General features: G+C 63.4%; 22 protein-coding genes and 1 tRNA gene. 11 read left to right on the top strand and 12 right to left on the bottom strand.

Going from position 1 to position 22,338, the window contains the following annotated elements; genetic code table 11:
• Positions 1-58: 58 nt before the first annotated feature.
• Positions 59-1,180 (bottom strand): nicotinate-nucleotide--dimethylbenzimidazole phosphoribosyltransferase, encoded by a 1,122-nt coding sequence (gene cobT / locus C9F12_RS10975; protein WP_275886755.1) that lies wholly within the window; start codon positions 1,178-1,180, stop codon positions 59-61.
• Positions 1,181-1,536: 356 nt separating this feature from the next.
• Positions 1,537-2,745, bottom strand: coding sequence for a sodium/glutamate symporter (gene gltS, locus C9F12_RS10965; RefSeq protein WP_108448884.1), 1,209 nt, complete (start codon positions 2,743-2,745; stop codon positions 1,537-1,539).
• Positions 2,746-3,368: 623 nt separating this feature from the next.
• Here gltS and C9F12_RS10960 point away from each other — a divergent pair.
• From C9F12_RS10960 to C9F12_RS22815, 4 genes are all read left to right on the top strand, one after another.
• A complete protein-coding gene (locus C9F12_RS10960) occupies positions 3,369-4,937 on the top strand; it encodes an arylsulfatase (RefSeq protein ID WP_108448883.1) in 1,569 nt (522 codons plus the stop codon).
• A gap of 205 nt (positions 4,938-5,142) precedes the next feature.
• Positions 5,143-6,264, top strand: coding sequence for a PA0069 family radical SAM protein (locus tag C9F12_RS10955; protein WP_108448882.1), 1,122 nt, complete (start codon positions 5,143-5,145; stop codon positions 6,262-6,264).
• Between the two features lie 147 nt (positions 6,265-6,411).
• On the top strand, positions 6,412-7,728 hold the full coding sequence (locus tag C9F12_RS10950; RefSeq protein ID WP_108448881.1) for a sulfite oxidase: 1,317 nt from the start codon (positions 6,412-6,414) through the stop codon (positions 7,726-7,728).
• Positions 7,729-7,742: 14 nt separating this feature from the next.
• Positions 7,743-8,201, top strand: a complete 459-nt coding sequence (locus C9F12_RS22815; RefSeq protein ID WP_205254670.1) for a hypothetical protein — start codon at positions 7,743-7,745, stop codon at positions 8,199-8,201.
• A 120-nt stretch (positions 8,202-8,321) separates the two neighbouring features.
• Here C9F12_RS22815 and C9F12_RS10940 read toward each other — a convergent pair whose 3' ends face one another.
• From C9F12_RS10940 to C9F12_RS10905, 8 genes are all read right to left on the bottom strand, one after another.
• Positions 8,322-9,002 (bottom strand): glutathione S-transferase family protein, encoded by a 681-nt coding sequence (locus C9F12_RS10940; protein ID WP_108448880.1) that lies wholly within the window; start codon positions 9,000-9,002, stop codon positions 8,322-8,324.
• A gap of 51 nt (positions 9,003-9,053) precedes the next feature.
• Positions 9,054-9,845 (bottom strand): DUF2797 domain-containing protein, encoded by a 792-nt coding sequence (locus C9F12_RS10935; RefSeq protein WP_108448879.1) that lies wholly within the window; start codon positions 9,843-9,845, stop codon positions 9,054-9,056.
• Between the two features lie 28 nt (positions 9,846-9,873).
• Entirely contained in the window at positions 9,874-10,170 is a 297-nt protein-coding gene (locus C9F12_RS10930; RefSeq protein WP_045994422.1) for a DUF1315 family protein, read from the bottom strand.
• 9 nt (positions 10,171-10,179) lie between these two features.
• Positions 10,180-11,025 carry a rhomboid family intramembrane serine protease gene (locus tag C9F12_RS10925; RefSeq protein ID WP_108448878.1) on the bottom strand — a complete coding sequence of 282 codons (846 nt, stop codon included), beginning with the start codon at positions 11,023-11,025 and terminating at the stop codon, positions 10,180-10,182.
• Positions 11,026-11,296: 271 nt separating this feature from the next.
• On the bottom strand, positions 11,297-12,283 hold the full coding sequence (locus tag C9F12_RS10920) for a metallophosphoesterase (RefSeq protein ID WP_108133024.1): 987 nt from the start codon (positions 12,281-12,283) through the stop codon (positions 11,297-11,299).
• A 13-nt stretch (positions 12,284-12,296) separates the two neighbouring features.
• Positions 12,297-13,178 carry an NAD(+) kinase gene (locus C9F12_RS10915; protein WP_108132991.1) on the bottom strand — a complete coding sequence of 294 codons (882 nt, stop codon included), beginning with the start codon at positions 13,176-13,178 and terminating at the stop codon, positions 12,297-12,299.
• A gap of 121 nt (positions 13,179-13,299) precedes the next feature.
• Positions 13,300-14,169, bottom strand: coding sequence for a DMT family transporter (locus C9F12_RS10910; RefSeq protein WP_108448877.1), 870 nt, complete (start codon positions 14,167-14,169; stop codon positions 13,300-13,302).
• 149 nt (positions 14,170-14,318) lie between these two features.
• Complete coding sequence (locus C9F12_RS10905) at positions 14,319-14,945, bottom strand: YqaE/Pmp3 family membrane protein (protein WP_108448876.1); 627 nt, start codon at positions 14,943-14,945, stop codon at positions 14,319-14,321.
• Between the two features lie 194 nt (positions 14,946-15,139).
• On the opposite strand from C9F12_RS10905, the gene C9F12_RS10900 reads away from it, so the two are divergent.
• Both C9F12_RS10900 and C9F12_RS10895 read left to right on the top strand, forming a co-directional pair.
• Positions 15,140-16,606: a dihydrolipoyl dehydrogenase gene (locus C9F12_RS10900; RefSeq protein WP_045994412.1), complete on the top strand. Its 1,467-nt coding sequence runs from the start codon at positions 15,140-15,142 to the stop codon at positions 16,604-16,606.
• A gap of 50 nt (positions 16,607-16,656) precedes the next feature.
• A complete protein-coding gene (locus C9F12_RS10895) occupies positions 16,657-17,079 on the top strand; it encodes a CBS domain-containing protein (RefSeq protein WP_045994411.1) in 423 nt (140 codons plus the stop codon).
• Positions 17,080-17,625: 546 nt separating this feature from the next.
• Here the strand turns inward: C9F12_RS10895 and C9F12_RS10890 are convergent.
• A complete protein-coding gene (locus C9F12_RS10890) occupies positions 17,626-18,300 on the bottom strand; it encodes a metallophosphoesterase (RefSeq protein WP_108448875.1) in 675 nt (224 codons plus the stop codon).
• A gap of 116 nt (positions 18,301-18,416) precedes the next feature.
• Between C9F12_RS10890 and C9F12_RS10885 the strand changes: the two genes are divergently transcribed.
• From C9F12_RS10885 to C9F12_RS10865, 5 genes are all read left to right on the top strand, one after another.
• On the top strand, positions 18,417-18,983 hold the full coding sequence (locus tag C9F12_RS10885) for an XRE family transcriptional regulator (RefSeq protein WP_108448874.1): 567 nt from the start codon (positions 18,417-18,419) through the stop codon (positions 18,981-18,983).
• Positions 18,980-19,705 (top strand): AzlC family ABC transporter permease, encoded by a 726-nt coding sequence (locus tag C9F12_RS10880; RefSeq protein ID WP_108448873.1) that lies wholly within the window; start codon positions 18,980-18,982, stop codon positions 19,703-19,705. Before C9F12_RS10885 ends, C9F12_RS10880 begins: the two co-directional genes overlap by 4 nt.
• A complete protein-coding gene (locus tag C9F12_RS10875; protein ID WP_108448872.1) occupies positions 19,702-20,046 on the top strand; it encodes an AzlD domain-containing protein in 345 nt (114 codons plus the stop codon). Before C9F12_RS10880 ends, C9F12_RS10875 begins: the two co-directional genes overlap by 4 nt.
• 373 nt (positions 20,047-20,419) lie before the next feature.
• Positions 20,420-21,673: a PAS domain S-box protein gene (locus tag C9F12_RS10870; protein ID WP_108132999.1), complete on the top strand. Its 1,254-nt coding sequence runs from the start codon at positions 20,420-20,422 to the stop codon at positions 21,671-21,673.
• Positions 21,674-21,838: 165 nt separating this feature from the next.
• Positions 21,839-21,912, top strand: a tRNA-Gly gene (locus C9F12_RS10865).
• Positions 21,913-22,216: 304 nt separating this feature from the next.
• On the opposite strand, the gene C9F12_RS10860 is transcribed toward C9F12_RS10865, so the two are convergent.
• On the bottom strand, positions 22,217-22,338 hold a 122-nt coding region (locus C9F12_RS10860; protein ID WP_162816454.1), incomplete at its 5' end, for a transposase.

The raw sequence follows: 22,338 nt of genomic DNA, 5'->3' as shown, positions 1-22,338 counted from the left end.
GGGAACCACCACCCCCTGGCCGCGCTGTCGTCATCTACTCTCACGACGTCTGCTCGCCTCATGCCGACGGGCCACCCTCGACTCCGGCGTCGGCGAATGTCGCCATCTCGCTGAGCATGGCGCAGGCACTGGCGAGCAGCGGATACGCCAGGGCCGCGCCGCTGCCTTCGCCCAGGCGCAGGCCAAGTGACAACAGCGGCTCACCGCCGAGTGCGGCCAGCGCCTCACCGTGACCGGCCTCATCGCTGCGATGGCCAAACACCAGGTAGTCGCGCACGCCAGGCGCCAGCCGAGTCGCCGCAAGGGCCGCTACCGTGGCGATAAAACCGTCCACCAGCACCGGCGTGCGACCCGTCGCTGCGCCCAGGCAGGCCCCTGCCATGGCGGCGATCTCGAGCCCGCCCAGACGCGCCAGTGTATCGAGGGCGGTATCGCCAGTGCCCCGTGCCAGCGCCCTGGCGATGACCTTGCGCTTGTGGTCCAGACGCGCATCGTCGATACCGGTGCCACGCCCCACCACCTCCTCGGCGGAAAGGCCGGTAAAGGCGGCCAGCAGAGCACTGCTTGCGGTGGTGTTGGCGATGCCCATCTCTCCCAGGATGACACAGCGGGCACCCGCAGCGCGGGCGCGCTCGACGGCACGAATGCCGACCTCAAGCGCCGCCTTTACCTCGTCGGGACTCATGGCGTCCTCGCAGGCGATATTGCCGCTGCCCGCCCGCACCCGATCGAGCACCACACCCGGCACCTGGTCGCTGGGCGTGGCCACCCCAACGTCGACGACCTCGAGCCGGGCATTGATCTGGCGGGCGAAAACGTTGATGGCGGCGCCCCCGCGGGCGAAGTTGGCGACCATCTGGGCGGTGACCGAGGCCGGAAAGGCCGACACGCCTTCCGCCGCCACCCCGTGGTCTGCGGCGAACACGATGATGGCCGCAGGGTCGACCCGGGGTAACGGCTCTCCGGTCATCGCCGCCAGATCCGCAGCGAGCTTCTCGAGTCGACCCAGGCTGCCGGGGGGCTTGGTCAGGCTATCGAGACGTGCACTGGCCAGGCGGCGGGCCTCAAGGTCCAGCGAAGGAATGCGGCCAATATTGGAGGAAAGAGTTGAAGCAAGGGGTGACTCAAGGGTCGAGTCAAGCGTCGAGGCGGGAGTAGAGGACGAGGACTGGTCACGCACGGCGATATCCTGATGGCACAAACGCCGCCCGGGCGGCGAATAAGAAAAAGACCGCCCGAGCCTTCAGACACGCAAACAGGCGGGCAACAAGCCGCCGAGCTTAGCAGATCACCGAAAGGCGATCTTCCCTCGGAAACGGATCCGCGATCGAGCGTCTATGCTGCAGGTCGTGCTGCAGGTCGTGCTGCGGGTCGTGCTGCGGGTCGCCTTGCCTCATTCAAACCCCGTTCGAGCCCCGTTCGAGGCCCCCGCATTCATCATGATTCGACAGGACGACCGACGCCGCGCCCGGGTGGGCACGGCGTCGGTATCTATTCATGAAACGGTTCTACTGGTGATACCGCTCGAGCGTGACCTCAGGCAAAGACGTTGAGACACCAGGTGATGGCGGGCACGGAGACCATGTCGATCAAGACGGCGCCACACAGCGGAACGATGATGTAGGCCTTGCTCGATACCACCTTATAGTGGTCGCAGACGGCGCCCATGTTGGCGAAGGCGTTGGGCGTAGCGCCCAGGCCAAAACCGATAAAGCCGGCGGAGAGTACGGCGGCGTCGTAGTTGCTGCCGAGCGAACGAAAGACCACCAGCGCCGCGATGGCCATGATCACCAGCGTCTGAATCATCAGGATCAGCGCCAGGCCAAGCCCCATGCCCTGCAGTTGCCAGATCTTCAGGTTCATCATGGCCATGGTCAGGAAGATCGCCAGGCTGACTTCTCCGATCAGATTGATGGCGCGCTCGGACACCTCGACCAGGCGAAGGTGATCGTTCAGGTTGCGCAGCACGATGGCCACGAACATGGCCCCGACGTAACTTGGCAGCACGATGCCGAGTTTCTCTTTCATGAATTCGCGGCAGGCCAGGCCGATGACCATCACCGGCACCACCACCGCCATGGCCTTCAGTACCCGATGCGGGGTCAGCGTCTGATCGTCTTCGCTCAGGTGTTCCTCGTGCAGATCGGCAAGCCCACCGACCTCCTCAGCCTCGATGCGAAGCTTGAACCGCTCGATCAACCAGCGGGCGAGAGGCGCGCCCAGCAGACTACCGGTGATGACACCGTAGGTGGCCGCCGTCATGGCGGCGGTCAGGGCGCCGTCGGCACCGAGCGCTTCCGCCTCTGGCCCGAAGGCCGCCGCACCGCCAAAGCCGCCTTCCAGCGAAGGCCCGCCCGCCATCAGGCCGATCAGGGGGTCGAGCCCGATCATCGAGGCGACGCCGATACCGATACCATTTTGCACCAGTACCAGGGCCCAGCAGGTCAACAGGAAGATCACCAGCGAACGCCCGCCCCTGGCCAGCACCGAGAGACTGCCACCGAGCCCTACCGTGGCGAAGAAGGCGATCATCATCGGATCCTGAACGCTGGTGTCCAGATCCAGCGTCAGCACGTCCATCGATCGCAGCAGCCATACCAGCACGGCGAAGCCGATGCCCCCGACCACCGGCGTCGGTACGCACATGCGCTCGAGCCACTCCACCCGGCGCCGAAGCTGAATGCCCACCATCAGCAGGACCAGCGCCAGTGCCATTGTTTCCACAGCGTTCAAGCCTATATTCATCTGCCTTCGCTCTCCTTCGCCCTCGAAGGACACCCTCCTGGTGACTCTCGGTGCGGCTACGCCAGGTGCCCGCCCTTAGACTACTGGACAAACATTCAGGCATGAGAGGGGCCTATTTGTCGTGGAGCAAGCTTTTGCTCCCTCTTGTGTCCTCAGCGGTCCGCCCCACCCGAGGGAGGGTCCAGGCAGAAACAGCGGTTCACACTCAGCCAAGGGAGAAGGTGCCAAGGGCCACGACCAATGACACAGAGGGCGATGACCAACGACACAGAGGGCGAGGGCACCCTGACGGTCGAGTCGACGATGGCAAAGCAAAGGAGACCGCCCTTTGGGCAGGCTCGGGGAAGTTGGTCATGCACAAGCAATGATCGTTTACTATGCTGTCTTGCATGCCCATCAAGGCACACTTTTAGCTGAGCCAGCAGACTCAGCCTTCCCTCCCCCTGGTTCCAGCCCAGCGGGCGGGGATCGGAGGAAATACAACGATGCCGCCGGCCTTTACGCGCCGGCTGTCAGGACCTGACCAGCAAGTAGTAAGTCGACCAGCAAGGAGAGCAGGCCAACACATCACTCCGCTGTATCAATGCCATGTCATTGACATCATTTAATTTAAGGGAACGATCATGAAAGTGTATTCGTCGGCAATACCTTCGCCCTGGAAGGGCATCGTGGCGGCATCGATTGCTGCGGTCGGCCTGGCAGCCAGCATTCAGCCAGCGTCCGCGACCGAAGAAGAAACCTCTTCCGAGGCGTCATCAGACAAGCCCAACATTCTGGTCATCATGGGCGATGACATCGGCTGGTTTAACACCAGCGCCTACAACAGCGGCATGATGGGTTACACCACGCCCAACATCGACAGCATCGCCGAAGAAGGTATCCGCTTCACCGACGCCTATGGCCAGCAGAGTTGTACCGCCGGTCGCTCTGCCTTCATCACCGGTCAGTCACCCAAGCGTACCGGTCTTCTCAAGATCGGCATGCCCGGCGACCCGCTCGGCCTGCAGCCGGAAGATCCGACCATCGCCGAGATCCTCAAGCCGATGGGCTACGCCACCGGTCAGTTCGGCAAGAACCACCTCGGCGATCGCGACGAGTACCTGCCGACCAATCACGGTTTCGACGAATTCTTCGGCAACCTCTACCACCTGAACGCCGAAGAAGAGCCGGAAAATCCCGACTATCCCACCGATCCAGGCTTCCGTGAACAGTTCGGCCCCCGCGGTGTCATTCGCTCGTCCGCCGATGGCCAGATCGAGGACACCGGCCCGCTGACTCAACAGCGCATGGAGACCATCGACGAGGAATTCCTGGCCGCCACCGAGGACTTCATCGAGCGCCAGGAAGCCTCCGATACACCCTGGTTCGTGTGGTACAACACCACCCGCATGCACATCTTCACCCACCTCAAGGAAGAGAGTGAAGGCCGCACCGGACTTGGCGTCTACGCCGATGGCATGACCGAGCACGACGCCCTGGTCGGCCAACTGCTCGACAAGCTGGAAGAGCTGGGTGCCGATGAGAACACCATCGTCATCTACACCACCGACAACGGCGCCGAGAAGTTTACCTGGCCGGATGGCGGTACCTCGCCCTTCCGTGGCGAGAAGGCCACCACCTGGGAAGGCGGCATTCGGGTGCCGTTCATGATGAAGTGGCCAGGGCATATCGAGCCGGGCCAGGTGTCCAACGACATCCTTTCGCTCGAAGACGTGTTCCCGACCCTGGTCGCCGCCGCTGGCGTACCGGACATCAAGGAGCAGCTGCTTGACGGTTACACCGCCGGTGACAAGGACTTCAACGTACACCTGGATGGCTACAACATGCTGCCCCACCTGACCGGTGAGGAAGATGCCGGCGAGTGGCCGCGCGACACCTTCTTCGCCTTCGTCGATGATGGTTCCCTGGGTGCGGTGCGCTTCGGCCAGTACAAGGCACACTTCAGCATCCAGGAGCACGAGGGCATGGATGCGTGGCGCCGCCAGCAGACGCCGCTCAAGGCACCGCTTCTGATCGACCTGCGTGCCGATCCGTTCGAGATGGCGCCGGAAGACTCTTCCTACTACGACGACTGGCAACTGCGTCGCATGTACGCCTTCGGTCCGGTGGGCAAGATCGTGGCAGACTTCATGGCCACCTTCGAAGAGTACCCACAGCGTCAGGAAGCCGGCTCCTTCACGCCGAAGCAGTAACGCTTCCACCGGCAAGTCGACAGGAGGCCGCCCTTGGGCGGCCTCTTGCCGTTGTGCTCCCCGTTCAGCTCCTTGCTCAACCCTCGTTCAGCCCCCGTTCCGCTCCTTATTCAGCCCCTAGCTCTGCTCCTCGTTCGGCTCGCCGTGTTCGTTCGACTCATCACATTACTGGATATATAAACAGTATTCGGCTAGCCTTGCCGGCATGGATCACTATCACGACGACGGCCAGCAAAGAAGCGCTACGAGCCCCTTGAAGGGCCGCGGCGCGACCTATGATCCCGCCAATCGTTTTTCTCCCACCCGTAGCGAACAGGTGGACGACGGCTGGTGGCAAGAGGCAACGCCTGATCGCATCGCCACCGTCACTGCCACCGAGAGCGCCAAGAGCGCGCTGTCGTGGAACCGCTCGCCAGACCTGCCCTTCGATCGCTCGATCAACCCCTACCGTGGCTGCGAACATGGCTGCATCTACTGCTACGCGCGGCCCAGTCATGCCTACTGGGACCTGTCACCCGGTCTCGACTTCGAGACCCGCCTGATCGCCCGCACCGGCCTGGTGGAACGCCTCACCGAGGAATTGTGCAAGCCCGGCTACGTCTGCCGCCCGATCAACCTGTCCGGCAACACCGACGCCTACCAGCCCATCGAGGCCGAACACCGAACCACCAGGGCACTGCTCGAACGGCTGCTGGAGTGGCGTCATCCGGTCACCCTGGTGACCAAGAGCGCGCTGATCCTGCGCGACAAGGACCTGTTGAGTGAACTGGCAAGCCGCCGCCTGGTGCGGGTGATGGTCAGCCTCACCAGCCTGGACACCGAACTCAAGCGTCAGCTGGAGCCGCGCACCGCCTCACCCCGGGCCCGACTCAGGGTCATCGGCGAGCTTGCCGATGCCGGTGTACCGGTGGGCACCCTGGTCTCGCCGGTGATTCCCGGGCTTACCGACCATGAACTCGAGCGCCTGCTTCAGGCCGCCAGGGACGCCGGCGCCAGCACCGCCGGCTGGATGCTGCTGCGCCTGCCACGAGAGGTCGCGCCGCTGTTCGAGGCCTGGCTCGAGGCCCACTATCCTGAGCGCGCCGGCAAGGTCATGAGCCTGATTCGCCAGTGTCGCAACGGCCAGGACTACGACAGTCGCTTCGGCCACCGCATGCGCGGCCAGGGCGTCTTCGCCGAACTGCTCGACCAACGCTTCCGCAAGGCCTGCCGTCGCCTGGGCCTGTCACGACGTGGTGATAGTGGCCTTGATAGCGGTCTTGATACTGATAGTGAGCTGGATACCGAGAGCTTCAGGGCGCCCCATCGTCAGGGATCACTATTTTAGCGAGTCGCCACCGCCTCCAGGCCGCTATGCGCCAGCGCTGGTCCCATTGCCGCCTTCCAACTGTCCCTGGCCGCCGCCGGTGCCACCACCTACGCTACAAGGATCCTCTGGAATAACGACCTACAATTAAAATATAAGGAGTTCTGCATGCGCCGCCAGACCAAGGGCCTGCACGCCCTCTACGCCAAGGATCCCGTGGACGCCGATCGCAAGCTGTGGGGGCGGCAGGTGGATCCCGTCAGCCGTCGTGGATTTCTCACCGGCTCCAGCCTGCTGGCCATGAGCGCGGTACTCGGCGCCAGCATTCCCTTCGCACGCTTCATGCCGGGAGGCCTGATTCCCGCAGCCCTGGCCCAGAGCGACGAAGCCTTCGAGATCGAGGGCAAGGAGGGGCTGAGGGTCCTCAACGACCGTCCGATCAACGCCGAGACACCGGCCCATCTGCTCGACGATGACATTACCCCGGCGCGCTACATGTTCGTGCGCAACAACGGCCTGCCCCCGGAGCGAGCCGAGATCGATCCCGCCACCTGGACGCTGGAAATCACCGGCGAGTCGTGTCAGAACCCCACCACCTTCACCATCGCCGAGCTGAAGGAGCGCTTCTCCGAGCACACCTACCAGCTTCAGGTAGAGTGCGGCGGCAATGGTCGCAGCGAGTACGTCCCCGCCGCCAGCGGCAACCAGTGGACCACCGGTGCGGTGGCCTGCCCGACCTTTACCGGGGTACGACTTCGCGATGTGCTGGAGGCCTGTGGCATCGCCGACGACGCCGTCTATATCGGTTACTACGGCGCCGATCGCCATGCCAGCGGCGCCGCCGACAAGGAAGCGATCTCTCGCGGTGTGCCGATGGAAAAGGCCCGGGAGGACGAGTCGCTGATCGCCTGGGCGATGAACGGCGAGGACATTCCCTACCAGAACGGCTACCCGCTGCGCCTGGTGTGCGGCGGCTGGCCGGGCTCGGTCTCGGGCAAGTGGCTCAAGCAGATCGTCGTACGCAACCAGAAGCACGATGGGGCCAAGATGGCGCCTCCCTCCTACAGCGTGCCGGCGAACCCGGTGGCACCGGGCACTGAGGTGGCCAAGGAAGACTTCGTCACCATCCAGTCGATGCCGGTGAAGTCCCTGATCACCTACCCGCGATCAGGGATCGAGCACGCCCAAGGCCAGCCGATGGAGGTGCGCGGTCACGCCTGGGCGGGGGATCTGTCGGTATCCGAGGTACACACCTCCATCGACTTCGGTGCCACCTGGCAGAAGGCCAGCCTCAACGACGCACCCAATCGCCTCGCCTGGCAGCGCTTTACCACCCAGGTCGAGTTCCCCGAGCCAGGCTATTACGAGGTGTGGGCCCGGGCGGTGGACGAAAACGGCCAGTCCCAGCCCATGGTGGTGCCCGGCTGGAACCCCAAGGGCTACCTCAACAACGCCTGTCACCGCATCGCGGTTCAGGTCGGCTGAGGGAGGAGACTGGCATGGGAATTCGTACCACCAGAAGGCATAGGGCGTGGTCGTCGGCCCGCCCGATCTTGATGACCGGCCTGCTGCTCGGCGCAGTGCTGTTCAGCCCCTTTGGCCTGGCTCAATCGACAGGCGAGGCCTCTGGGCAAGCCACAGATGCCCCCCTCGAGACCGACCCGGACAGCGGGTTCGTGATGGCCGAGGGCTGGCAGACGGTCAAGGGCAACTGCACCGTCTGCCACTCCGCCGCCCTGGTCACCCAGAACAGGGGGTCACGCGAGCACTGGGCCTACCTGATCGACTGGATGCAGGAGACCCAGGGCCTGTGGCAGTTCAATCCCGAAATGGAAGCCACCATCCTCGACTACCTGTCGACCCACTACGGCCCGAGGACCGATGCCAGGCGGCAGAACCTGCCCAAGCATCTGATGCCGCCGACACCACAGGCCAGCGAGACCAGCGCAGAAGGTTGAAACAACGGACGCGGTCGAAAGGCGGCTGATCGGCCCGGTTCTGCGACAGCGGAATCGGGCATCGTATGCTCTGACAGGTAGGGTCAGATGCCCTAACACAGATCCTTCAGCGCAGATCCTTCAGCGCAAGTCCTTGAGCACAGTGCCGCTGGCGAGGATCTGCGCCTCGAGAGGTAACTCACGGAACGGCTCGCAAACCGCCTCGCTTTGCCATTGGCGCATGGCGGGCAACGCGAGGAGTCGCTCGAGGTAGTCGCGAGACGGGCCACCCATGGGCAGGTCGTAGGTTCGCATCCTGAAGGCGATGGGGGCGAAAAAGGCGTCTGCGGCGGTAAACCGCTCGCCGCACAGGTAAGGTCCACCAAAGCGCGTCAAGCCGTCTTCAAACAGTTCGTTCAGCCGATGCAGGTCATCCAGCAGCTCGGGCGTCTTTTCGTTCAAGCGTACGCGCAGCGCGCAGTGCATCGGACACTGCTGCCTGAGCGCGCTGAAACCGGAATGCATTTCGGCACAGGCACTTCTGGCCCAGCACCTGGCGTCCACATGCTCAGGCCAGATATCGGAATGACGCTCGGCCAGGTATTCGATGATGGCCAGCGAGTCCCACACCACCCGTTCGTCATGATGCAGACAGGGCACTCGTCCCGAGGGCGAAAACCGACGAAAGTCGGCGTGACTGTTGCCCTGCTCATCGAAGGGGTGAAAGGCCAGCTCGAAGGGAATCTCGAGCTGGCGAAAGGTCAGCCAGGCCCTCAGCGACCACGACGACGTCTGTCGATTGGCGATATGCAGCACGTACATGACTGTGCTCCCTGGGTCGCTGACAGCGCCTGTCGCTGCCGGTGACGTTGATCAAGCCGCCAGCGACATCTCGTAGCCGGTGTACTTGCGAAGATTGATCACTCCGGTATCGAAGATCAGGTACTGGCCCTTGATACCCATCAGCGTGCCCTCGACTCGCGGATTCTTGTCGAGGTTGTGAGACGTGACCTTGGTGGGATACTCCAGTACCGGGTAGTCGAAGTGACGTGGGCTGCCGTCCAGGGGACGGATAGCATCGGCGCCGAAGCGATCGCGTAGATCGCCCAGCCCCGCCGACAGCCTTTCCAGCAGACGGTCGCGCTCTGCGGCCAGATCCAGTTCCTCGACCTGGCCCTTGAGCATCGCCCGCCAGTTGGTGCGATCCGACACCTCATTCTTGAACAGCACCTCGACGAAGCCAGACTGCTGGCGGCTGTCTACCTCTAGGATCGGCAACGCCTGGATCGCGCCCTGGTCGAGCCAGCGCGTCGGCATCTGGGTATTGCGGGTGATCCCGACCTTGAGCCCGGAAGCGTTGGACAGGTAGACGACGTGGGGCTGGAAGCAGAACCGCTCGCCCCACTCGGGCTCGCGACAGGTCCCCTCGAAAAAGTGGCACAGCTCGGGCTTCATGATGCAGCTGTCGCACTGGGCCAGGCGCTTGAAGCAGGGATAGCAGTGGCCTTGCCCGAAGCTCTTCCTGGTCGCACGCCCACAGTGGGTACAGGCGATCGCCCCGCTCCACTCGAGACGCAGGGTGCGGCCCAGGTAGTCGTTGAGCGGCAGACGGTTCTCGCCGGCCTTGAGGGTGTAGCGCGCGGGGGAGTCGGGTTCGACCCCCATCTTGGACAGACATCCGTGGGCAAGTACTTCAGTCACGACTGGCATCCCGAGCGAGCCCCGCCATGTCTTCGGAAACCCCGGCACTGCTCGATGGCCCACCGGGCCCAGCGCCGCAGGTGCGTTGCTCCAGGTAGCCGATGCGGCTCTCCTCGGGCACATTGTTGTCGTGCTCGTAGCGCATTACCGCTTCCATGCACAGCTCGATCTGCTCGGCCGTCAGCATTCGCCCGTCCGGCCACTTGCGCAGCGACACCGCCTGCTTGAGGCTCTGGTAGATCGACGGCGTCATCTGGGAAATCATTCGCTCGAAGGTCATGTCGCTCATGGCATCGCTCTAGTGAAGACGTGATTTGCGGGAATGATACCAGCCCAGCACCAGCCCCACGAGCAGACCGCCCAGGTGCGCCTCGTTGGCCACATTGCCAAAGCCCACCAGCCCGGCGACGTCGGTCATGGTGAAGACCATCCAGCCGAGCATGAACAGCACCAGCATCTGTGGCACGAAGAAGCCGCTGGCCGGCGCGCGACGGGACATCAACCAGACGTAGCCAAGCAACGCAAAGTCGACGCCCGACATGCCACCGAACAGCACCGTGCCGGTGGCGTACTGGGCCAGGTTGCCGGCAAGCCCCGCCACCACCACCAGCGTCAGCATGCGCAGCGGGCCGTGCAGGGTCTCCACCTGGCGGCCGAAATACCACAGCCACATCATGTTGAAGATCAGGTGCATCCAGCCGAAGTGCAGAAAGATCGGCGACAGCGGGCGCCATACCTGCCCCGCCGCCAGCGCATCGGGGATGCTGCCGACGGCCAGCGCCCCGCCACGGATGCCCACAGGCACGATCGCCAACCACGCCAGCACCATGTCTCCCCACACGGCGATGGCACCAAACACCAGAAGACACAGCCCGAGCACCGACAGCGTGACCGGATGCTGGCGCAGCAGCGGCCACCAGTGACGTGCCGGTCTCGGCTTCGAGGCCCTCGGCGCGGGTATCGCCTCCCCCCGCTGCCAGCGCGTGATCACCTCGGCCAGAGCATCCTGCTGTTTCGGGTCCATCAGCCACAGTACCTGGCCGTCGTCCTCGTCGGTGATACGGTGTCCGATGCGGTGCGACCAGAGCGCCTGTCGCAGCTCGCGAGTATCGATATCGTGGGGGATCAGCATGACCCGGAACATGGCGTCTCCAGCGCGAAAAAGGGTGGCGGCCCAGAGATGATGGCCTGAAATGACGTTGGCCGGTAGGGGCAGCGGTCACACGCGGCACAGATGGGCGAAAGGCCCGACGGCAAGCCGGGCATGGCAGGATGTCTTTTTCATCCACACAGAAAAAGTCCGGCGGAGGGGGCCGCCGGACAAGAGCAAGGGATCATTCAAGGGAACACCTACTCAGACGCCGCTTTTGACAAAGGGTTCAGTCGGCTGCCCGACTTTAATGTAACGTTTTGTATCAGTCGAAGACGATCTCTCGGGGCAAGGGCCTCGCACGCACGTCCCTGGGCACCGGCACCCATACAAAGTGGTTGGCGTCGAGGCGGGATTCAAAGCTGTAGCGATAGGCCACCAGTCGACCGAACTTCACCGCGCTGTAGTCGAGACAGGCAATATTCGGTGCCGGCAAGGCCGGGACGCCTTCGCACCAGTAGTGGCCGATGAACAGCGGGGGCTGGTCGGGGCCATAGTAGCTGAGGCTGGCCCGTTCGCTGTCGCTCAACGGCCGGTCCTCGAGGTCTCCCGGTAGATTGTCCGGCTGGAACACCACGTCACCCCAGGTGCGAGGGTCTCGTGCCCAGAAGTGGGTCCGAAAGCTTCGTCGAGTGAAACCGTCTCCGGAATGGATGACCGTGTCCCCGGGCAGGTCGATGGAACCACCGCGGGTCAGGCGCTCGAGGATCCTCGACTCTTCGGTACCCGGGCTCGAGGCCTGGAGCAGGAAGTCGTGGTCCAGACAGCCGTCGGGCCGGAGCTGCCTGAAGGATTCGATCAGGCGGTCGTCCCAGCAGGCGTGGACCACCCGGATGCCGTCGATCTCGAGACACAGGGGGATCTGACGAAACCATGCCAGGGCATCATCCCACTCCTGGGGGTGGTCATGGTACTGCTCGAGGGTTTCACGAATGATGCGGTTGTGACGCGGTGTATGCGGGCGTAGCCATTCCCTGCCGTGCTCAGGCGGGGCTTTCTGGGTGTACGTCAGGGCATTGATCTCGTGATTGCCCAGCACGATATAGGCCTCGCCCTCTTCCACCATGCGTCTGGCGATGGAGACCGCCAGGCGGATACGCGGGCCACGGTCGATCAGGTCCCCGAGGAAGATCGCCTTGCGCTGGGGGTGACGATAGACACCGCCGCGCAGGTGATACCCCAGCCGTTCCAGCAGCGCCGCCAGGGTGGCGCCGCAGCCATGAACGTCACCGATCAGGTCGTAGCCGTCCAGTCGCCTGCTCACGTCAATCTCCCAGCCTGTTGCTCCAGCCCAGCTTGCTGCGCAGGACGTCATAGAAGTTGTGACCCAGAGGGTGCACCAGTTGAACGTTCTGGGGCTTGCGCCGGATCACCAGAACATCATCGGGCTTGGCCACGGCACGGGTCTGGCCGTCACAGCTGATGTGGGGATAGGTCTGGTTGGTCTCACCGATATGACAGCGTATCTCGCAGCCGGCGTCGATCACGATGGGCCGGCTCGACAGGGTGTGCGGGAACATCGGTACCAGCGTCACCACGTCGAGCTTCGGATGCATGATAGGGCCACCGCCGGACATGGCGTAGGCGGTGGAACCGGTCGGCGTGGCGATGATCAGGCCATCGCTGCGCTGGCTGTAGACGAACTGGCCATCGATGAACAGTTCGAACTCGATCATCCGAACCGCCTTGCCCGGGTGCAGTACCACTTCATTGAGGGCATCGCCGCTGCCCACCAGGGAATCCCCGCGGTAGAGCTCGGCGTCGAGCAGAAAGCGCTGTTCGACCTCGTACTGTCCCGCCAGCACCTCACCGACACGGGCCTCGAGCTCATCCGGCGAGATATCGGTCAAGAAGCCCAGCCGTCCGCGATTGACCCCCAGCACCAGGGTTCCGCTGCGACACAGGGTACGGGCCGCGCCCAGCAGGCTGCCGTCGCCCCCGACCACGATCACCAGATCACATAGTTCGCCGAGCATGCGGCGACTGGCCTCGGCGTGGCCACGTTCCAGCAACGCCGAGGCGGTACGGTCTTCCACGATCACGTGGTAGCCGGCGTCATCCAGAAAACGAATCAGCCGCTTGAGGGTCTCGACCACCTTGGCGCTGCCCAGGCGCCCGATCAGTCCGATGTTCTTGAACGATTGCATCCACGCATCCTTCCCTTGGCGACCGCTCATTATGGCGAGGGGGGCCTGGCGGAGCAAACCGCGCCCGGCGCCTCAGGCCAACGCATGGCCCAGATCGATGATCACCCAGACTGACGATGAATTAGACCGGCGCCGTCCTATGATGCCGCTGCCACCAGGCGTTGAGCCACAGCGAACCGGCGATGATGGCGCCTCCCATGGCCAGACGCACCAGATCAGCCTCGCGGTTCCAGATCACCAGGTTCACCGCAAGGCCAGCAGGAATCAGCATGTTGTTCATGATCGCCAGGGCGCCTGCATCCACCAGCACGGCGCCCAGGTTCCACAGGAAGTAGCCGAGCCCCGAGGCGACCAGTCCCAGCCACAGCAGCACCCCCCACTGCAGGGGTGTCGTCGGCAGCCCCGAGGTGCTTCCCAACAGCGCGAAGGCTGGCAGCGCGATGCAGGCCGCACCCAGGTAGAACCAGGCGAACACATGGTGGCGAGGCAACGAGGGGGGCAGTGCCGCCGACAGGCGCCGATAGCCGACCTGCCCCATGGCAAAGCAGAGATTGGCCCCCTGCACCACCAGGAATCCCAGCCAGAAGTCGTCGTTGACGCCCTTGTAGCGAATGACCGCCGCGCCGATCACCGCAAGCCCTGCAGTGACCAGATGGAAGGGCGTGAAACGACCAAACGCCAGGTCATCCAGAATGGCGATGTACAGCGGCGTGAAGATGGTGAACAGCAGCACCTCCGGCACCGACAGGAGCACGAAGGACTGGTAGAAGAAGATGTACATGATGCCAAGCTGGACGGCACCAAGTGCCATCAGCGCGAGCTTGTGGCGCAGATCGAGCAGGCCGGGCTTCAACAACGGCAGGAACACCAGCGCCGCCAGCCCCACCCGCATCATCACCGCGAAATAGCTGTCCACCTGACCGGCCAGATAGACGCCAATCAGCGAAAACGAGAACGCCCACAGGGCGGTGACCACCACCAGATAGCCCACCGTAAACTCCCACTAGTCAAAAAGGTTTACGGCAGTATACGCGAACACCCTCCTCGGCCCAACGCTTGCCCCCCTCTGAGCCTCGCTGATCTCATCCAAAGCTGCGTCAGGCGCGCGTGCAAGAGACAGAGTAGGCAGTCCTGCTCGTCTCAATGATTGACCTGCTTCAACCACCAGGCCCCGTACGCCACCCCAGGCAGCCAGCCCAGCAGGGTCAGCAGGAACGCAATCGCGATCCGGCGCGAACCACCTTCGGCCACCGCCACCGCCAGCGGGGGCATCAGCAGCACCAGCACCATCAAGGCGAGCCGGGCCGCTGGCGAAGCCATCAACGCCGACGCCACCTGGGGCGAGGATGTCACGGTCTCGTCACTGGTCCTGGACGCATGCGCATCGGTGCCTTCCTTCTGCTCGGGCGCAGGCGGTGGGGTGAAGTGCTCCACCGCCGGGCTATCTGCCGGGCTATTTGAAGGGCTATTTGAAGGGCTATCCATCGCCCCAGCCTGCGCACGCTGCGTCTGCGCGTCACGCGCTGCCTGCTCCTGGGCCTGGCGATGGGCCTCGGCGTCAATCTTCTGCTCCAGGCTTTCCGCGCCTTCGGCCAGGACATCGTGGTAACGCTCCCAGTCTTCCCAGTCATGGGGTGTCCCGGCCCTGGGACGATGGTCGTGGGACTCCCGCGCTCGGTCCCAGGCCTTTTCCTCGAGGGTGTTGGGCCTTTCCTTGTCTCGCTCACCGTCGAGCCCCTTGCGGGCCAGATACTCTCGCGCGTCCATCAGAGAACTTACCTCCAGGGTCGAATGACGCCACCGGTATCTCCGATGGCCCATTTCAGTGTGCCAATACAGGCTTTGATGTAACAGCAACGCCTGATTGATAGAGAAACCCGCCTCAACTGTCCTACTGTTTTGATAGAGGTCACCCCCACGGGTTCCCCACAGCGCCATCTTCAGCTCCCAGGAGAGACATCATGCAGGAAAGACAGGTCGAGATCGCCATTATCGGAGCAGGAAGCGCCGGCCTTGGTGCCTGGCACGCGGCGCGACAACATACCGACAAGCTGGTGCTGATCGAATCCGGCGCCTACGGCACAACCTGCGCACGGGTCGGCTGCATGCCGTCCAAGCTGCTGATTTCCGCCGCCGACGTGGCCCAGCAGGCACGTGACTCCGAGGGCTTCGGGGTCAAGGTCAGCGGCGTCAGCGTCGACGGCCCCGCAGTCATGCAACGCCTCCAGCGGGAGCGGGATCGTTTCGTCGGCAGCGTACTGAGTTCGATGTCCCGCATCGAGGAAGACGACCGCATCGTCGGTGCCGCTCGCTTCGAAGACGCCAACACCCTGGTGGTGGGCGACCATACGCGTATCAAGGCCAAGCGCATCGTCATCGCCACCGGCTCCCGCCCCTCCTGGCCCGACTTTCTCAATGCCGCCGGGGATCGCCTGATCATCAACGACGACCTGTTCGAATGGGATGACCTGCCCGAGTCGGTGGTGGTATTCGGGCCCGGCGTCATCGGCCTTGAACTCGGTCAGGCGCTGCACCATCTGGGCGTGCGAGTGCGCATGTTCGGCGTCGGCGGCGCCATCGGTCCTCTCGGCGATCCCGATCTCAAGGCGCTCGCCGACAAGGAGTTCAACACAGGGTTTCCGCTGGACCCCGACGCCACCGTCAAGAAGGTCGACCGGGACGGCGATCAGGTGGTGGTGACCTTCCACTGTCGCGACAGCAACACCGAGAAGACCGAGCGTTTCGACTACCTGCTGGCGGCCACCGGACGCCGGCCCAACGTGGACAAGCTGGACCTGCCGAAGACCGGGCTGGAACTCAACGACCGCGGTGTGCCGGTGTTCGACCGGCTGACCATGCAGTGTCGCTTCGATGACGGTTCGCCCGCACCAATCTTTATCGCCGGTGATGCCAACCAGGATCTTCCCCTGCTGCACGAGGCGTCCGACGAGGGACGCATCGCAGGCGAAAACGCCGGACGCTACCCGGATATTCGCGCCGGTCGCAGGCGTACTCCGTTGGCGGTGGTGTTTACCGATCCGCAGATGGCAAGCGCTGGAGTAGGCTACGCTGAACTCAAGCGTCGGGATGAACAACTGACCAACGTGGCCATCGGCGAGGTCTCGTTCGAGGATCAGGGACGGTCCACGGTGATGCGGCAGAACCGAGGCATGCTGAGGCTTTACGCAGAGCACGGCTCGGGAATTCTTCTCGGCGCGGAAATGTTCGGCCCAAGGGCGGAACACCTGGGCCACCTGTTGGCCTGGTCCATCGACCAACGATTGACCGTGGATCGCCTGCTGGAAATGCCCTTCTACCACCCGGTGGTCGAAGAAGGCCTGAGAACAGCACTGAGGGACCTCAACGTGCATCTGCGCAGGGGTCCGGCGATCACCGAACGCTGCCTGGAGTGCGGTCCAGGCGCTTGACGGTCAAGGGCCCGACGCATGGCGCCGGGCCGCTTCAAAGGAGAGCGGTTATGCCACACAAGGCACCTCCATCGATCGTCCGGGACATCATGTCCAAGGACTGCTACCGCGTCAGCGGCAAGACCTCCATTTCCACCCTGGCGGAAGGTCTCGCTCTGCACCGATTGCCAGGGGCCCCGGTGGTGGACAACGGCGATCACCTGATCGGCTTCATCTCCGAGCAGGACGTGCTGGGCAAGGTGATCGAGAGCCTCTATCTGGATCACGAGGCACCGCTGGTCCATGAAATGATGCGTAACGAAGTCCTGTCGGTATCTCCCACCAAGAGCATCGTCGACCTGGCCCAGGAAATGCTGGGAGCAAAACCCAAGGTGTATCCCGTCACCGAACAGGGCCGACTGGTGGGTATCGTCACCCGCCGCGACGTGCTTACCGCCGTGCTCACCATGCGACGCCATCAACGAAGCGCCTGACCCCTCCTGTTGCGTAACACCTTCTATAGACGCCCACCGCCGGCATCACGATGCCGGCGGTGGGCGTGCTGTCGGTAGCGCCAACGCTGACACCATTGCCTGGCACCATCGCCTGGCACCACCGCCTTGCATCGGCCTCCTCGATCCTCCAGATGCCCCTGGCACTTGTGCAAACCGTAAGGGCGTTCATGGAGCATGCCTGATATGCCCCGGGCTCACAGGTAAGGGAGAGAGGGAGAGCACCTTCGCCAAAGCAAAAAAAACGCCCCATGGAAGCCATGAGGCGCAACGATCGATTTAGCAAACCAGATCAACACTGCTAACGACTGCCATCGCGCATGCTGTCTGTACCACATATGACAGTCGTCACCAGAAAAGTTCTCCTTTCATCGAAAATTTTTTTTCCTCCCCTAGGCCGGACGGTGCACAGCGGTGAGAGAAGCGCCCTACTGACCACAGCGTTCTGCGTCGGTTCCAAGGTCTGTGGCAAGAGATCGACGCTGCCACTACGCGACGACCATCAATGGGCACCGCCGGCCAGGTCAATCAGGGAATGGCATCAAGGATGTCGTCAACAGCGGCCAGCGTGAGGCGCCCGCCGGCACAGGCACCGGTATCCAGATGCAGAACATTGCCAAGCCACAGCGGTGCCTCGACGATGGTGTGCCCCACCACCACCGCATCGACGCCCTCGACGCGGGTCGAGTCCAGGCTGCCGCCGCTGTCACGTCGGAATCTACGCCGCGACCATAGCAGGTGCTCGGCCGGGGTCTGCTCGATCTGGCCCCAGTCGTCGGGTGGATCGGCGTGCACTACGCCCAGGCGACGTTGTCCCGCGACGACTTCCCGAGCCAGCGGAAGATGCGGGCGGGCGGCATTCATGGTGCTACGGGCCTCCTCGACGCCATCGAGAAAGACCCAGTTACCGCCATTGCGCTGCCACAGATCCCAGGCCATTCCTCCGCCTTCGGCCAGGGCGGTGATCGCCATCTGTTCGTGATTGCCCATCACCGCAAAGCACCAAGGCTCGAGCGCCAGCGTCAGACAGGCGAGCGATGCCTCTCCCCTGTCGACCAGATCACCGACGCAGAACAGCCGGTCCCGGGCGACATCGAAGTCGACTCTCTCCAGCGCTTCCATCAACTGGGCGTACTGGCCGTGCACGTCACCGACGACGTAATCACGCCCCTTGCGGTTTGGTCCATGACGGATACAGCGCATGAGTCTTCTCCCGCCCCAGTGCGAGCTCAGGCTTGACGCCATCGCAACATTCGTCCTATGTTTCTTTTACAGAACGTTCGATAAATGGAACAACAGCTCAACCGAACAGTGACCTCATGATCGAGCCCTTCTCCCAAGCTAGCTTCTCAAGCGACGACACGCTGCATGCCGAAGCACTCGGCCGGCATCTTCAGCATCTGCGCCAATTGCGTGGCTGGTCGCTATCCCGCCTGGCCAGCGACGCCGGCGTCGCCAAGTCGAACCTGTCTCGGCTGGAGCAGGGCAACGGCAACCCTACCCTGGACACCCTGTGGCGCCTGGCGAGCTGTCTCGAGGTGCCTTTCGGCACCCTGATAAAGCCCGTGACCACGGCGCTGGATGATCAGGGCGTGCAGGTCCAGTTGATCGATCAGGGCGATAGCCAACCGGCCGTCGACGTCTACTGGATGCGCCTGGACCCTGACGTCTATCGGCTCAGCGAAGCCCACCCCGCTGGCGTGCACGAGACCGTCACGGTGATCTCCGGCCGGTTGACCACCGGCCCCGAGCACGAGAGCCAAACTCTGGGCCCGGGCCAGAGCGTCACCTTCGCGGCGGATCGTCCACACCTCTACGCGTCCGACAACCAAGCCACTTCCGCCACCCTGACCATCGTCTACCATCCACCGGAAACCTCTCGATGACCACCACGACGACTCCTTTGCGTGCCAGCCCCTGGGTGACCGGCGTCCGCGAGGCGATCCCGCTGCTCGGCGGCTATATCCCCATCGCCATCTCCTTTGGCCTGGTAGCCGTCCAGGCGGGCTTCAGTGCCTGGGAAGCCGTCGCCATCTCTACCCTGATCTATGCCGGCGCCTCCCAGTTCGTGTTCGTCGGCATGGTGGCAGGTGGCGCTCCTCTATGGCTGGTGGTCGCCATGACCCTGTTGATCAATGTTCGCCACGTGGTCTACGCCCCGAACCTTGCCGCCTCGATGACCACGAGCCGCTGGTGGCCTGCACTGATGCACGGTCTGACCGACCAGGTCTTCGCCCTGGCGCTGACGCGTCTGCCGCAACTGCCGGAGGCGGCTCGGCTTGGCTGGTACACCGGCGCCGCCCTGCTGGCCTGGCTGGCCTGGATCGCAGGTACCGCCGTGGGTGCACTGGGGGGCGAATGGGTGGTGGAACGCTGGCCGCTGCTGGGCGAGGTGATGCCCTTTGCCCTGCCTGCCCTGTTTCTCGTGCTGGTGGTGCCTCGCCTGTCCAGCTTCCGCTGGGGCCTGGCGACCCTGGTGACCATCGCCGCAGGCGCCCTGCTGGCGGTGCTGGGGGTGGCCAATGCCGGCATCCCCCTGGCGGCTCTGTGCGGCGCACTTTGCTTCTTTATCGTCAAACGTTCACCGGTCACAAGGAGTCGATCATGACCACTATGCTGTGGATGGCGGTGGTAGCGACCACCCTGGGCACCCTGCTAATGCGAATGGCGCCCCTGATATGGATGCGCCGTCGTCTCGCCGAGCGCCAGACGGAAGACAGCGTCGAACCGATGCCGCAGTGGCTGTCGGTGCTGGGGCCTTTGATGATCGCCGCCGTGCTGGGCGTCTCGTTGGTACCAACACAGCCGAACATCGCCAGCTGGAGCGCCACTGGCGTGGGAGTACTGGCGACGCTTGCGGTATGGTATCGAACGCGATCGCTGGGCTGGCCGGTCGCTGCCGGCGTGGCCGCCTACGGACTGACGCTGGTATTGGCCGGTTCGCTCTGACACTCAAGTCGACGCTGACACTCAAATCGACGCTGACACTAAAAGGCCTACCGGGTATTGCTGTCCGCAACCCAAGCGGTCTTGCCTTTTCCTTTCCCTGTGCCTATTTCCGTCTGGCCCGCACCGAATGGTGGCGGGCCGCTGCCTTCCTGCCCCCAACTCGCCGTGTTCCATCGTTTGACCCGCAGGCTTTTCCTGCGCGGCCAGGCGCTCTCCCTTATTTATGCGCGCAAGATACTAAAGCTTGGCCGATATCGGCCGATACTCGTTTGGCTCCAGTGCCGGCTCCAGGATGGAAAAGGCATTTTAAAAAGAAAAAACAAGAACCTGCTTCGACCTTGCTCCCAGCACCTTCCACTCCCGAGGTAACTTGATGGTATCGGCCAGAAGAATAAGCGCCCTGTATCGCGCACTGAATAGCCACACCGCCTGTATTGTCTTTCGTCCCGACGGCACCATCCGCGAAGCCAGTGATGCCTTTCTTGCCACCGTCGGCTATCGGCTCGATCAGATACGCGGCCAGCACCACCGCATGTTCTGCCCGCCAGAGGTGCATCAGGACCCCGCCTACGAGGCATTCTGGCGGGGGCTGGCGGACGGCCAGTCGAAAACCGGCACCTTTCGCCGCATCGACGCCAATGGCAATCCGTTATGGCTGGAGGCGACCTACCTTCCTGTGCGCTCCGCTCGAGGCAAGATTCACTACATTCTCAAGATTGCCAATGACGTCACCGACGATCGCCTTGCGGCGTCCGGTCAGGATGCTGTGCTCAGCGCCCTCGACGCGTCCATGGCGGTGATCGAATTCACACCGGAAGGCGAAATACTGCGTGCCAACGGCAACTTCCTGACCACGATGGGCTATCGTCTCGACGACATCCTTGGACGGCATCACAGGATGTTCTGCGACGACACCTTCTACCGAGATCACCCCGACTTCTGGCAGGAACTGGCCGCCAACACCTTCAAGCAGGGACGCTTCAGACGCATAACCGCCAGTGGGCGCACCGTCTGGCTCGAGGCCACCTACAACCCGGTGATCGACGAAACCGGCCGGGTGACACGCGTCGTCAAGTTTGCCACCGACATCACCCGCTCTGTCGAGGCCGAAGATGCCGCTCGCAGTGCCGTGGAGTCCGCCCGAGTCACCGCGGAGCAGACCGAGACCATCGCCGACAATGGTCTGGTCCAGCTCGAAGAGGCTGTCGAGTCGTCGCGCCAGGCCGCCGACGAGATCAAGGCGACCCAAGCCATCGTGGCCGCCCTGGAGGAGCAGACGCGAGCGATCAACAACATCACCGACTCCATCTCACGGATCGCCCAGCAGACCAACCTGCTGGCGCTGAATGCCGCGGTCGAAGCGGCGCGCGCTGGCGAGCATGGCCGCGGATTTGCGGTGGTGGCCCAGGAGGTTCGCGAACTGTCCCAGGGCTCCACCCGCGCCGCCGAGCAGATCACCCAGGTGCTCAACGACAACAACCAACGCATTCGACTGGCCAACCAGAAGATCACCGAGGTGGCCACCCGCAGTGACCTCAGCCAGCAACGGGTCGGCGAGGCGCAACTGGTGATACGCGAGATCCTGGACGGCGCCCACAACGTCTCGGCGGCGATTCGCAAGCTCTGATCGTGGCGTGTGATGGGCACCACTACCGCACCGCAGTCATTGCCGCCACTAGCAAGCCACATGACTGCGGCGTGGCTCCGGGCTCGTCCGGTTGACGAAAATCACGCCGCGCGAGCCTTTTGCTTGCAAGGCGTAACCAACGGAGATTACTATCAAAAACGCCTTGCGGGTGTAGCTCAATGGTAGAGCAGAAGCTTCCCAAGCTTAAGACGAGGGTTCGATTCCCTTCACCCGCTCCAGGGCCTCCCCTTTCTCGGTCACAGTGCTCTTGCATCCTTGCTTAGCAAGCTGACCCGCTACGCCCCTTATTTCGCTGCGCCCTTTAGTTCGCTTCGCTCTGCCTTTCACAGCGCTCCCTTCCCGCTGCGCGCTCCCCTGACCTATCCCTCATCCTGCGATCAGGCGTCGTTTTCGAGCACTGTCTCGTGCTTTGGCCTTGCCTATTCAGCGCCCCGGGTACTGCGGGCCCCGGCATGTCGCCATTCATGCCGCTACCGCTGAATCGGCCTCATACTTAAAGACTACGCCCCCCCTTCGATGGGTTCATCGCACTTTGCCGGGAAATGCGGCACGGATCTTCAGGAAGAAGTACGCAGTGTCGCGGTATCCATAGGCCATCCGCTTGATAACTTTGATTCGGTTGTTCATGCCCTCCAGCACACTGG

Origin of the sequence: Halomonas sp. BN3-1 (assembly GCF_003056325.1) — a bacterium.
Lineage (GTDB): Bacteria > Pseudomonadota > Gammaproteobacteria > Pseudomonadales > Halomonadaceae > Halomonas > Halomonas litopenaei.
Note: the sequence above shows the minus strand (reverse complement) of the source record. Positions and strands in the feature narration are given on the sequence as shown.